This window comes from Mycobacterium sp. JS623 (assembly GCF_000328565.1).
Lineage (GTDB): Bacteria > Actinomycetota > Actinomycetes > Mycobacteriales > Mycobacteriaceae > Mycobacterium.
Map to the genome: position 1 here is coordinate 6,204,487 of NC_019966.1, position 12,751 is coordinate 6,217,237.

The 12,751-nt window shown below is 65.8% G+C and carries 7 protein-coding genes; 3 read left to right on the top strand and 4 right to left on the bottom strand.

From position 1 onward, the window contains the following. The first annotated feature begins 5 nt into the window (after nucleotides 1-5). Nucleotides 6-893 carry an LLM class F420-dependent oxidoreductase gene (locus MYCSM_RS30130; RefSeq protein ID WP_015309969.1) on the top strand — a complete coding sequence of 296 codons (888 nt, stop codon included), beginning with the start codon at nucleotides 6-8 and terminating at the stop codon, nucleotides 891-893. A gap of 489 nt (nucleotides 894-1,382) precedes the next feature. On the opposite strand, the gene MYCSM_RS30135 is transcribed toward MYCSM_RS30130, so the two are convergent. The 4 genes from MYCSM_RS30135 to MYCSM_RS30150 all read right to left on the bottom strand — a co-directional run bounded on the left by MYCSM_RS30135 (nucleotide 1,383) and on the right by MYCSM_RS30150 (nucleotide 10,811). After that, nucleotides 1,383-2,201, bottom strand: a complete 819-nt coding sequence (locus MYCSM_RS30135; RefSeq protein ID WP_015309972.1) for a polysaccharide deacetylase family protein — start codon at nucleotides 2,199-2,201, stop codon at nucleotides 1,383-1,385. 81 nt (nucleotides 2,202-2,282) lie between these two features. Beyond that, the gene (locus tag MYCSM_RS30140; RefSeq protein ID WP_015309973.1) at nucleotides 2,283-3,749 is read right to left on the bottom strand and encodes a glutamate synthase subunit beta; all 1,467 of its coding nucleotides are present in this window, start codon (nucleotides 3,747-3,749) and stop codon (nucleotides 2,283-2,285) included. Further along, complete coding sequence (gene gltB, locus MYCSM_RS30145) at nucleotides 3,742-8,322, bottom strand: glutamate synthase large subunit (RefSeq protein WP_015309974.1); 4,581 nt, start codon at nucleotides 8,320-8,322, stop codon at nucleotides 3,742-3,744. The genes MYCSM_RS30140 and gltB overlap by 8 nt, the downstream gene beginning before the upstream one ends. Nucleotides 8,323-8,732: 410 nt before the next feature. Continuing rightward, complete coding sequence (locus MYCSM_RS30150) at nucleotides 8,733-10,811, bottom strand: heavy metal translocating P-type ATPase (protein ID WP_041312862.1); 2,079 nt, start codon at nucleotides 10,809-10,811, stop codon at nucleotides 8,733-8,735. 63 nt (nucleotides 10,812-10,874) lie between these two features. Here MYCSM_RS30150 and MYCSM_RS30155 point away from each other — a divergent pair, with 63 nt between their 5' ends. Together MYCSM_RS30155 and MYCSM_RS30160 are read left to right on the top strand one after the other, a co-directional pair. Further along, nucleotides 10,875-11,378 (top strand): PaaI family thioesterase, encoded by a 504-nt coding sequence (locus tag MYCSM_RS30155; protein WP_015309976.1) that lies wholly within the window; start codon nucleotides 10,875-10,877, stop codon nucleotides 11,376-11,378. A 10-nt stretch (nucleotides 11,379-11,388) separates the two neighbouring features. Beyond that, on the top strand, nucleotides 11,389-12,699 hold the full coding sequence (locus tag MYCSM_RS30160; protein WP_015309977.1) for a ClC family H(+)/Cl(-) exchange transporter: 1,311 nt from the start codon (nucleotides 11,389-11,391) through the stop codon (nucleotides 12,697-12,699). The last annotated feature ends 52 nt before the right edge of the window (nucleotides 12,700-12,751 follow it).

Here is a 12,751-nt window from a genome sequence, read left to right on the forward strand (position 1 = left end):
AACACGTGAGATTCGCATTCAAGACTTCCCCGCAGAACACCACGTGGTCGGACATGCTCGCCGTTTGGCAGGCCGCCGACGACATCGACGTTTTCGAGTCCGGCTGGACTTTCGACCACTTCTATCCGATTTTCTCCGACTCCTCAGGGCCCTGCCTGGAGGGCTGGACGACCCTGACGGCGCTCGCGCAGGCCACCAATCGCCTTCGCGTCGGCGTGCTGGTGACTGGCATTCACTATCGCCACCCCGCCGTGCTCGCCAACATGGCGTCGGCTCTCGACATCGTTTCGAACGGCCGGCTCGAGCTCGGCATCGGCGCGGGCTGGAACGAAGAGGAGTCCGGCGCCTACGGCATCGAGCTCGGCAGCATCAAGGAACGCTTCGATCGGTTCGAGGAAGCCTGTCAGGTGCTTACCAGCCTGCTGAGTAAGGACAGCACGACGTTCGACGGCAAGTTCTATCAGCTCAAGGACGCGCGCAACGAGCCGAAGGGACCGCAGAAGCCGCACCCGCCGATCTGCATTGGCGGCAGCGGCGAGAAGCGGACGCTGCGCATCACCGCCAAGTATGCGCAGCACTGGAACTTCGTCGGCGGGCCACCGGCGGAGTTCGCCCGAAAGCGCGACGTCCTCGCCGCACACTGCGCGGACATCGGCAGGGATCCGAAGGAGATCATGCTCTCCTCGCACGTGCGGTTGAGCGACAACCACCTCGAGCACGGCAAGCCGCTGGACCACGGGCACGCGCTCGCCGAGGCGGCCGCGCTCGGGGAAGAGGGGCTGGATCTGGCGATCATCTATCTGCCGACGCCGCATACCCCCGCCGTACTTGAACCGCTCGCCGAGGCGATCAGGGATTCCGGGCTGCTCACCAGCAAAGACAATGGACGGTAACGATAAAATAACGGTAGGCAAACGTAGGTTCTCATGCCGCCCGCTGGGCGTAACCGAGGCGGTCAGGGTTCGCTAGACACCGTAACGAAGTAGCTCGTCAGCGGTGATCAGGCGTTCGGCTTTGGCGGGAAACTCGCGGCACTTGAGGGGGTGGCGGATCAATGACCAGGCGATTCGACTCACCCGAGACCGAGACAGCGGGTTGAGGTACACGGTGCTCACTCCTGCGATATAGCAATAGCTGAACCGGGGGCTTACGTTACCGCAAAACCCTCATCAAGTCATTAGATACCTAGTATCCGGCAAACTGAACTAGGCACGCCGATGAATCGTCTGCTGTTTCTGAAGTGGCTGCTGGGACTATTGTGGCACCGCACAGGAAGCGTTGCAGCCGCATCCCTACCCGCTGCATTGGCTCTGCGCTCTTGCTTCAAAATCTCGAGCCCTTGCGCCATGGACGCGACACTCAGGGCCCGCCGACGGCTCCGATCAGGCCTGCTGCTGGGGCTTTGCGAACACGTCGTTGAGCGTGACAGTGCGCAGATTGCGCGACCGGATGACGTCGACCAGTTGGTCATAGACGTGCGTCACCGGTAGATGGTTGAGGTGCCCGATCACAATGGCCTGCGGGTTGAAGTACTTGTTGGCCATCTTGACGATCTCGTCTTCACCGATGATGTTCTGGTCTTCCAACGAGCCCGACCACATCGTCGGCACGAAATACCCGAGCTCGGCGGCGACGCCGTCGACAACGGGGTTGTGGCTGCCATACGGCGGGCGAAAGTAGGGCCGGGCGTCGACACCGTAGTTTCGCATCAAGAACTGGTGGTTGCGCCGAAGTTGTTCGGCCACTTGGTCTTTGGGCAACGTCGCCAAGTCGGGATGTGCCCAGGTGTGGTTGCCGAGCTGTATCTGGCCCGACTCGACGAGCGGACGCAACAGGTCCCGGTTATCGGTCCATGATGCGTATCGACCGTTGACAAAGTACGTCAGCCGCACGCCGGTGTCCTTGGCGAACTGCGTGTAGGCCCGCACCACATCGGTGTTGACGCCGTCGTCCAGCGTCAGCGCCAGCAGATCGCCGTCGCCGGGGATGCTGCTCAATGCGCCACTACCCGGCAGCGGAATTCTGTTCGCGACAACCGGTGGTGCTAGGGGCGCCGTCGCCGCCTGCGCGAGCCGTGGCGGCGCACCGATGGTCCATCGCGCCAAGCCCACTCCGGCAAGCGTCGCCACCGACAGACCCGCAAGGAAGTGGCGCCGAGTTAGCTCGGTGCCTGCATAGGTGATCGGTCTGCGGCCAGTCATCGGGACTACTGTCTCCCGAGTGGACGCAAATGCCGCTTATTAGGCTGCGTGTCGCAGCAGTTCGCTACCTAATGCACAGGATCAGCGCTGCGGAACGGCGGTGGGCTTGATCGGCGCAGGAAGCGCTGTTTCCCCCATCAGGTAACGGTCCGCGCCGGCCGCTGCTGCGCGGCCTTCGGCGATTGCCCACACGATCAGCGACTGCCCCCGGCCCATGTCGCCCGCTACGAAGACGCCGGGCACACTGGTCGCGAAATTTTCGTCGCGTGCAACGTTGCCGCGCTCGTTAATTTCGACGCCGAGGTCGGTCAGCAGACCTTCGCGCTCGGGGCCGACGAATCCCATCGCCAGCAGCACCAGGTCGGCTTCCATCTCGAAGTCCGTGCCCTCGACCTTCTCGAACTTCCCGGCGTTCATCACGACCTCATGCCCACGCAGCCCGGTGACGCGCCCGTCGCTGCCGAGGAACTCCTCGGTGTTGACGGAGTAGACGCGGTCGCCCCCCTCCTCATGCGCCGAAGACACCCGGAACATCAGCGGGTACACCGGCCACGGCGTGGAGTCCGCCCGGGTCTCCGGCGGCCGGGGCATGATCTCGAACTGGTGCACGCTGGCGCAGCCCTGCCGGTGCACGGTGCCCAGGCAGTCGGCGCCGGTGTCGCCACCGCCGATGATGATGACCTTCCTGTCCTTCGCGTGCAGCGGCGGCAGACCGTGCTCGTCAACGACCGGATCGCCGTTCTGCACCCGATTGGCCCACGGCAGGAACTCCATCGCCTGATGGATGCCGTCGAGCTCGCGCCCGGGGATCGGCAGATCGCGCCATGCGGTCGCGCCACCGGCCAGCACCACCGCGTCGAACTCCTGACGGAGCTGATGCGCTGTTATGTCAATGCCGACGTTCACGCCGGCCCGGAAGACGGTGCCCTCGGCTTCCATCTGCGCAAGGCGCCGGTCGATGTGGCGCTTCTCCATCTTGAATTCGGGGATGCCGTAACGCAGCAAGCCGCCGATGCGGTCGTCGCGCTCGAACACCGTGACCTTGTGGCCTGCGCGGGTCAGCTGCTGGGCGGCGGCCAGGCCCGCTGGCCCGGATCCGACGACCGCGACGGTCTTGCCGGTCAGTTTCTGGGGCGGCAGCGGGACGACCCAATCCTGATCGAAGGCGTTGTCGATGATCTCGACCTCGACCTGCTTGATGGTCACCGGATCCTGGTTGATGCCGAGCACGCAGGAGCCTTCGCACGGCGCCGGGCACAGCCGGCCGGTGAACTCAGGGAAGTTGTTGGTGGCATGTAACCGCTCGATCGCGTCACGCCAGCGGTCCGTGCGCACCAGATCATTCCACTCGGGGATGAGGTTTCCGAGCGGACAGCCGTTGTGGCAGAACGGGATACCGCAATCCATGCAGCGGGTGGCCTGCTCCCGCAAGACGTCGTGGGAGAAGTCTTCGTAGACCTCTTTCCAGTCCATCAGGCGGAGCGGGACCGGCCGCCGCTGCGGGGTCTCGCGCTTTGTGAACTTGAGGAAGCCCTTGGGATCAGGCATTGGCCGCCGCCATGATCGCCTCGTCGACGTTCTCGCCGGTCTGTTCGGCCTTGGCGATCGCCTGCAAGACCCGCTTGAAGTCGCGCGGCATCACCTTGGTGAAGTTCTTCAGTTCGTTCTCCCAATCGGACAGGACACGCTGTCCCACAGCTGAGTCCGTCGCATCGACGTGTGCCTGAATCATTTCCTGCAGCCACGCGACATCGTCGTCGTCCATCTCGTCGAGGTCGACCATCTCGGCGTTGAGGTTCTCGCCGAGCGCGCCTGCGGGGTCATAGACATACGCCACACCGCCCGACATGCCTGCAGCGAAGTTGCGTCCGGTCGGCCCGAGGATGACGACCTTGCCGCCGGTCATGTACTCGCAGCCGTGGTCACCGACGCCTTCGACGACGGCGTGCGCACCGGAGTTGCGCACCGCGAACCGCTCGCCGACCACACCGCGCAGGAACACCTGGCCGCTGGTGGCGCCGAACAGGATCACGTTGCCGGCGATGATGTTGTCCTCGGCGACATAGTCCGCTGGCGCGTTATCCGACGGGCGCACCACGATGCGGCCGCCCGAAAGGCCCTTGCCGACGTAGTCGTTGGCGTCGCCGTAGACGCGCAGCGTGATGCCCTTTGGCACGAACGCGCCGAAGCTGTTGCCCGCCGACCCGTCGAACGTGATGTCGATGGTGCCGTCGGGCATCCCTTGTCCGCCATAGGCTTTCGTCAACTCGTGGCCGAGCATCGTGCCCACCGTGCGGTTGGTGTTGGCGATCGTGGTGGAGAACCGGACCGGCGTGCCGGAGTCAAGGGCCTCCCGGCTCTGCACGATCAGCTGCTGATCCAGCGCCTTGTCCAAACCGTGGTCCTGACGCGAGCTGCAGTACAGGTCCTGGTTCATGAACGCCGACTCGGGCTCGTGCAGCACCGGCGTCAGGTCCAGCTTGTAGGCCTTCCAGTGCTCGGCGGCCTTCGTGGTGTCCAGCAGCCCGACCTGGCCGACCATCTCGTTGACGGTCCGGAAGCCCAACTGGGCCATCATTTCCCGGACTTCCTCGGCGATGAACATGAAGAAGTTCTCGACGAACTCCGGCTTGCCGGTGAACCGCTGCCGCAGCACCGGGTTCTGGGTGGCCACGCCGACCGGGCAGGTGTCGAGGTGACACACCCGCATCATGATGCAGCCGGACACCACCAGGGGCGCGGTCGCGAAGCCGAACTCCTCGGCGCCGAGCAGCGCGGCGATCACCACGTCACGGCCCGTCTTGAGCTGACCGTCGACCTGAACGACGATCCGGTCGCGTAACCCGTTGAGCAGCAGGGTCTGCTGCGTCTCGGCAAGGCCGAGTTCCCACGGCGCGCCAGCGTGCTTCTGCGACGTCAGCGGCGTGGCACCGGTGCCGCCGTCGTGACCCGAGATCAGCACCACGTCGGCGTGCGCCTTCGATACCCCGGCCGCGACGGTGCCAACGCCGTTCTCGGAGACCAGCTTCACGTGCACGCGGGCCTGCGGGTTGGCGTTCTTCAGGTCGTGGATCAGCTGCGCCAGGTCCTCGATCGAGTAAATGTCGTGGTGCGGCGGCGGCGAGATCAGGCCGACGCCGGGGGTCGAGTGCCGCACCTCGGCCACCCACGGGTACACCTTGTTACCCGGAAGCTGGCCACCCTCACCGGGTTTCGCGCCCTGGGCCATCTTGATCTGGATGTCCGTGCAGTTGGTCAGGTAGTGGCTCGTGACACCGAACCGCGCCGACGCCACCTGTTTGATGGCGCTGCGCCGCCAGTCGCCGTTCTCGTCATGCTCGAAGCGACGGACGTCCTCGCCGCCCTCGCCCGAATTCGACCGGCCGCCAAGGCGGTTCATCGCGATCGCCAGCGTCTCGTGCGCCTCGGCGGAGATCGAGCCGTAGCTCATCGCGCCGGTGGAGAAGCGCTTGACGATCTCGCTTGCCGGCTCCACTTCGTCCAGCGGCACCGGCGTACGCACGCCGTCCTTGAACTTCAGCAGGCCGCGCAGCGACGCGATCTTTTCGCTCTGGTCGTCGACCAGCTGGGTGTACTCCTTGAAGATCGAGTACTGGCCGGTGCGCGTTGAGTGCTGCAGCTTGAACACCGTGTCCGGGTTGAACAGGTGGTACTCGCCCTCGCGGCGCCACTGGTACTCGCCGCCGACCTCGAGTTCGCGGTGTGCCCACTCATCGGGCCGGTCGAGGTAGGCCAGCGCGTGGCGGGCGGCGACGTCGTCAGCGATGTCATCGAGGTCGATGCCGCCGACCGGACACGTCAGGCCGGTGAAGTACTCGTCGAGCAACGGTTGGCTGATGCCGATGGCCTGGAACAGCTGCGCGCCGGTGTAGGACGCCAGCGTCGAGATGCCCATCTTCGACATCACCTTCAGCACGCCCTTGCCCGCGGCCTTGACGTAGTTGGCCTTGGCCTGGTCGCTGGTGATGCCCTTGATCGCACCGCGGTCGATCATGTCCTCGATCGACTCGAATGCCATGTAGGGGTTGATCGCGGCCGCACCAAAGCCGACCAGGCAGGCCATGTGGTGCACCTCGCGGGCGTCTCCAGCCTCGACGACGAGCCCGACCTTGGTGCGGGTGCGGTCGCGGACCAGGTGGTGGTGCACGGCTGCAACGCTCAGCAGCGACGGGATCGGCGCCATCGACTCGTCGGACTCACGGTCCGACAGCACGATGATGCGTGCGCCGTCACGAATCGCCTCCGACACCTTGGCCCGCACTCGGTCGAGGGCTTCGCGCAGGCCTTGGCCGCCGCGGTTGACCGGGTACAGGCAGCGGATCACCGCGGCGCGCATGCCGTGCTTGTGTCCGCGGATCTCGTGATCGGGGTCCACGCAGATCAGCTTCGAAAGCTCAGCGTTGCGCAGGATCGGGTTCGAAAGCGTGATCTGGCGGCACGACTCCGCGGTCGGGTTGAGCAGGTCGCCCTCGGGGCCGACGGTGCCCGAAAGGCTGGTCACCACCTCTTCCCGGATGGCGTCCAGCGGCGGGTTGGTGACCTGCGCGAAGAGCTGCTGGAAGTAGTCGTAGAGCATCCGCGGGCGCTGCGACAGAACGGCGACCGGGGTGTCGGTGCCCATCGAACCCAGCGCCTCTGCACCGGTACGTGCCATCGGCGCCACCAGCAGGTTGAGCTCCTCGTAGGTGTAGCCAAAGATCTGCTGGCGCAACACAACCCGGTGATGCGGCATACGGACGTAGTCGCCGGGCGGCAGCTCGTCGAGGTGGAACAGGCCGGCGTCGAGCCACTCCTGATACGGATGCTCGGCGGCCAACTCGGCCTTGATCTCTTCGTCGGCGACGATGCGGCCCTTGGACGTGTCGACCAGGAACATGCGGCCAGGCTGCAGCCGCATCTTCTTGACGACGGTGGACGGGTCGAGGTTGAGCACGCCGGCCTCGGAGGCCATCACGACCAAGCCGTCCTCGGTGACCCAGATGCGTGACGGGCGAAGGCCGTTGCGGTCCAACACCGCACCGATCACGGTGCCATCGGTGAACGTCATCGACGCCGGGCCGTCCCACGGCTCCATCAGCGAAGCGTGATACTGGTAGAACGCGCGACGCGCCGGGTCCATCGACTCGTGGCGCTCCCACGCCTCGGGGATCATCATCAGCACCGCGTGCGGCAGGCTGCGTCCGCCGAGATGCAGCAGCTCGAGTACCTCGTCGAAACGCGCGGTGTCCGAGGCGCCCGGCGTACACACCGGCACGATCTTGTCGAGATTGTGAGCACCGAACACGTCGGTGTTGATCAGCGCCTCGCGCGCGCGCATCCAGTTTTCGTTGCCGGTGACCGTGTTGATCTCGCCGTTGTGGGCAATGCGCCGGAACGGGTGGGCCAGCGGCCACGATGGGAAGGTGTTCGTCGAGAACCGCGAGTGCACGATGCCCAGCGCACTCATCAGCCGATCGTCTTGCAGGTCTAGGTAAAACGCCTTGAGCTGCGGTGTGGTCAGCATGCCCTTATAGACGAAGGTTTGACCGGAAAGGCTTGGGAAATAAACGGTTTCGCGGCCGGGGCCGTCCTGACCAGGCCCCTTGGTGCCCAGCTCGTGCTCGGCACGCTTGCGCACCACGTATGCGCGGCGCTCCAGGTCCATGCCCGAGGCGCCCGCGATGAACAGCTGGCGGAACGTGGGCATCGCGTCGCGGGCCAGCGCGCCGAGAGACGACTCGTCGGTGGGCACCTCGCGCCAGCCCAACACCTCGAGACCCTCGGCCTCGACGATCTTTTCCACGGCCTCGCAGGCCGCGGCGGCGTCCTTGGACGACTGCGGCAGGAACGCCATGCCGGTCGCGTAGCTGCCGTATTCGGGCAGGTCGAATTCGACGACGGCGCGCAGGAACTCGTCGGGAACCTGCAGCAGGATGCCCGCACCGTCGCCGGTGTGCGGTTCAGCACCCTGGGCACCGCGGTGCTCCAGGTTCACCAAGGCCGTAATGGCCTTGTCGACAATGTCGCGGCTGCGGCGGCCGTGCATGTCGGCCACCATTGCCACGCCACACGCGTCATGCTCGAACGCGGGGTTGTACAGCCCTTGACTGCTGGGCGCCATTCCCACCTGTCCTTTTCTCAACGCCTTACGAAGCTTCTACAAGGCAGCCGTCGACGACGGCATTAGCCGGATCGGCGATGGAGGTGCCTTCGTGCAACATCGAACGACGGCCCTATCCCACTCGCCACAAGTGGAGAAAACGATATGACAAACACCGCCTGACATGCCAACTTAGTCAGACCTAACTATACTCGTCGGGCGGGTTGGCCTTGCCGAGGATTTCGGCGTCGATAACGAACGAATAACGTTGCCGCTGTTGGGCTTTCGTCGAGTTTGCGACACTGTCGGTGCCGTGAGTGGTAGATCACATCCTGGGCCCAATCATCCACAATGTTAGCTGTGATGGATAATCAAGTCTGTACCCTGCTGCGACTACGGGAAACAAGTTTGCGAAAAGCCTAGTCAGATTCTTAGAGATTGGCGGCCACACTAGCCTCCGGCCGCAAGTCCAGGCGCCGTAGCAGCTGAGCGTTCAACGCCACCACCACCGTCGAGATCGACATCAAGATCGCCCCGACCGACATCGGCATGACGAACCCGATTGGTGCCAGCACGCCGGCCGCGAGGGGCACCGAGATCAAGTTGTATCCCGCTGCCCACCAAAGGTTTTGCTTCATCTTGCGATACGAGGCCTTCGACAGCTGGATCACCGACAGCACCGAGCGCGGGTCCGAGCTGGCCAGGATCACACCGGCCGAGGCGATCGCCACATCGGTGCCTGCGCCGATCGCGATGCCGACATCCGCCTGCGCCAGCGCCGGCGCGTCGTTGACGCCGTCGCCGACCATCGCGACGGTCTGCCTGCCACCCCGCCTCCCGCCAGGCCCTTCGTCTTGCAGCTGGGCCACCTTGGCGGCCTTATCCTCGGGCCTCACACCTGCGAACACTCGGTCGATGTCCAGCTGGGCGGCGACCGAATCCGCCACGGTCTGCGCATCCCCTGTGATCATCACCACCTGGATGCCGAGTTGGTGCAGGGCGTCGACGGCCTGCCGCGATTCCTCGCGGATTTCGTCGGCCAGCGCCAGGGCCCCCACGACGGTGTCGTCGGAAAGGACGTGCAGGATGATCGCGCCCTCGTCGCGCCAGCGTGCCACCTCGGGCAGCTCTGCCTGGCCGGCCTCTGAGAGCATCCGCGGACCGCCGACCCGCACGGTGTGGCCGTCGACTTGTGCCGTCACGCCGACGGCAGGCGACGAGGTGAAGTCCGATGATGGGGCCACCCTCAGCTCTCGGCGGCGTGCGGCTTCGACGATCGCCTTGGCGAGCGGGTGCTCGGAGTCGGCCTCCGCGGCCGCGGCGAGCGCCAGCACCTCGTCGTGGCTGTGAGACCCCGCCGCGGCCACCGCGGTCACCGTCGGCTCGCCCTTGGTCAGCGTGCCGGTCTTGTCGAACAGCACCGCGCCGACCGTCCGCATGCTCTCCAGCGCCAGGCGATCCTTGATCAGCACACCACCGCGCGCGGCGCGTTCGGTCGCAATGGAGACCACCAGCGGGATCGCCAGGCCAAGGGCATGTGGGCAGGCGATCACCAGCACCGTGATGGTACGGATCACGGCGTCTGCGGGCTGCCCGAGATAGCCCCACACCACCGCGGTCACGATCGCGGCTGAAAGGGCGAACCAGAACAGCCAGGCGGCCGCCCTGTCGGCAAGCCGCTGCGCCCGTGACGACGAGTTCTGCGCCTCGGTCACCAGCCGCTGGATGCCTGCGAGCGCGGTGTCGTCGCCGACCGCGGTCACCTTGACGCGCAGGCCGGAGTCGGTGGCGACGGTGCCCGCGACGACGGCGTCGCCGACGCTGCGGCGCACGGGCCGGGATTCGCCGGTCACCATCGACTCGTCCATTTCCGCGGCGCCGTCGACGATCACGCCGTCGGCGGGCACGCTGCCACCGGGCCGCACGACCACCACATCGTCGACTCGAAGCTCGGCCGGCGCGACGGTTTCGGTTCCGTCGTCGGTCACGCGCTCGGCCTCGTCGGGCAGCAGCGCGGCCAGCGAGTCGAGCGCCGACGTGGTCTGCGCCAGCGACCGCATTTCGATCCAATGACCGAGCAGCATGATCACGATCAGCAGCGCGAGTTCCCACCAGAAGTCGAGGTTGTGCGGCAGAACGCCGAGGCTGGCGCCCCACGACGAGACGAATGCGACCGTGATGGCCAGGCCGATCAGCAGCATCATTCCCGGTGCGCGCGAACGGATTTCACTGATTGCGCCGGTGAGGAACGGCCGTCCGCCCCAGACGTACATCACAGTGCCGAGTACTGGCGACACCCATCTCGATCCTGGGAAGTCCGGCACGGCGTAGCCGAGGATCATCGCGAACATGCCGGACAGCACGACCGTCGGGACAGCAAGCACGAGCATGGTCCAGAACAGCCTGCGGAACTGCGCCAAGTGATCGCCGTGACCGCCGTGGCCCGCATGACCATGCTCGACGCCGTGCTCGGCATGTTCGGCGTGCATCTGATGCTGTGTCTCGGTCATGCCGGCCACTATATACCCCCTAGGGGTATAAGCCCAGCCCTGTCCACGCCACCCCGGACGGCGATGTCACATCCGCTGAGCACGCCACTGGGCCGGTTCGGCATCGTGACGGCCGAGGAAGGCCCGCAGCGCTGCGTTGCCTCCATCCCCGCGGGCGCGATGGCCAACCCGCTCACCGGTCAACCGACCGTCGCGGCGGTGGCGATGCTCGTCGACCACGTCGGCGGTTTGATCAACCATCACCGCAGGGGAGGCGCGACGAAAGTCCTGGTGGCCGACTCCGATCCGGTGCTGAACAACAGCCTGGGCATCGTGCACGGCGGGGTGTCGGCGATGGCGCTGGAGCTGGTCGGCTCGGCCGCTGTCAACGACGGCCGCGGGGACCAGCCTCTGCTCACGGCCTCGCTGCGCGTGAATTTTCTGCGTCAGTTTTACAGTGGACCCGAATCCCGTTATGAGGCAACAGCTTTGCAGGTCGGACGCAGCAGCGGCGTCGCGGAGGCCCTGGCCGTTGACGCCTCCGGTAAGCCGGCGATCATCGCCCGCATCACGGCCTACCTCGGATAGCATCCGGCTCATGGCCGAGCCCGACGATTCCATGCGGGGCTCGCTACACATCTGCCTAACGGCGATCGTCGCGGGCGTGCTCATCGGCTTCGTGGGCGGCGCGTTCCGCTGGTGTCTGCAAAAAGCCGATGACCTGCGCATCGATGTCGTCGACTGGGCGCACAAGTTACCGGGGCCTGGCTGGCTGGTCCCGATGGCCGCCGCCGCGGCAGGCGCCACCCTCGCCGCGCTGATCGTGCGATGGGAGCCGTTGGCCGCCGGAAGTGGCATTCAACATGTCGAAGCGGTGTTTCTGGGTGAGGCCCAGCCGCCGCTGATTCGATTGCTTCCTGCGAAGTTCATCGGTGGCGTGCTGAGCATCGGCTCGGGACTCGTGCTGGGTCGCGAAGGGCCGACCGTGCACATGGGCGCGGCCATCGGAGCCGAAGCGGCGCGACGCGCACGGTTGCCCGACGCCGAGGTCAGGATGATGCAGACAGCGTTGGGCGGCGCCGGCCTGGCGGTTGCGTTCAACGCCCCGATCGGCGGCACGCTTTTCACGCTCGAAGAAGTCACCAAGTCATTCCGGTTGAAAACCGTTCTGGCGACGCTGTTTTCGGCTGCATCGGCCGTGGCCTGCTCGCGGTTGATATTGGGCAACCACGCCGACTTCGACGTCGAGCCGATCACCGATACCGCCCTTGCCTGGCTGCCCGTTTTCGTCGCCTTCGGATTACTGACCGGCGCTCTGGGGGCGATATACAACGGATTGGTGTTGTGGTTCCTCGACCACGTCGGCGCGATTCGCCGCATCCCCACCCTGGCGAAGGCGGCGATCATCGGCGCCGTCATCGGGCTCGCGATGTTCGCATATCCGTTCGCGGGCGGTGGCGGCGAGAACCTGACCCAACGGATCCTCGGCGGACAGCACCTCGCCGCGTCCGCCGTCATCGCAATCCTTGCCGTGCGCTTCGTCGCCGGGCCGCTGTCGTACTCGGCTGCGGTCCCTGGCGGACTGTTCGCGCCACTGCTGGCCGTCGGCGCGCTGTGGGGGCTCCTGTTCGTCGGAGCGTTCAACGCGGTATGGCCAGGGGACGCAACGCAGTTGGCAGTGCCGATGGCACTCGTCGGGATGGCCGCATTCTTCGGGGCCACCGTGCGCGCGCCGGTGACGGGGATGGTCGTCGTGACCGAGATGACGGCCACTACCGAGGTGCTCGTGCCGATGATGGCGGCGACCGCAGCGGCGGTATTCGTCGCGTACCTCGTGGGATCACCACCGATCTACGAGAGCCTGCGAGAGCGGATGCCCGACGCTGATTCCGCCCGAGATCAGAGTTAACGCACGGTTCTACTCATTTCGCGAGTAACAACTCTGATCTGGGCGGAAGCTT

Excerpts from the sequence above, each read along its gene's own strand:
- MYCSM_RS30135 (WP_015309972.1), bottom strand. The coding sequence starts at position 2,201 with ATGACTGGCCGCAGACCGATCACCTATGCAGGCACCGAGCTAACTCGG.
- MYCSM_RS30140 (WP_015309973.1), bottom strand. The coding sequence starts at position 3,749 with ATGCCTGATCCCAAGGGCTTCCTCAAGTTCACAAAGCGCGAGACCCCG.
- gltB (WP_015309974.1), bottom strand. The coding sequence starts at position 8,322 with ATGGCGCCCAGCAGTCAAGGGCTGTACAACCCCGCGTTCGAGCATGAC.
- MYCSM_RS30150 (WP_041312862.1), bottom strand. The coding sequence starts at position 10,811 with ATGACCGAGACACAGCATCAGATGCACGCCGAACATGCCGAGCACGGC.
- MYCSM_RS30155 (WP_015309976.1), top strand. The coding sequence starts at position 10,875 with ATGTCACATCCGCTGAGCACGCCACTGGGCCGGTTCGGCATCGTGACG.
- MYCSM_RS30160 (WP_015309977.1), top strand. The coding sequence starts at position 11,389 with ATGGCCGAGCCCGACGATTCCATGCGGGGCTCGCTACACATCTGCCTA.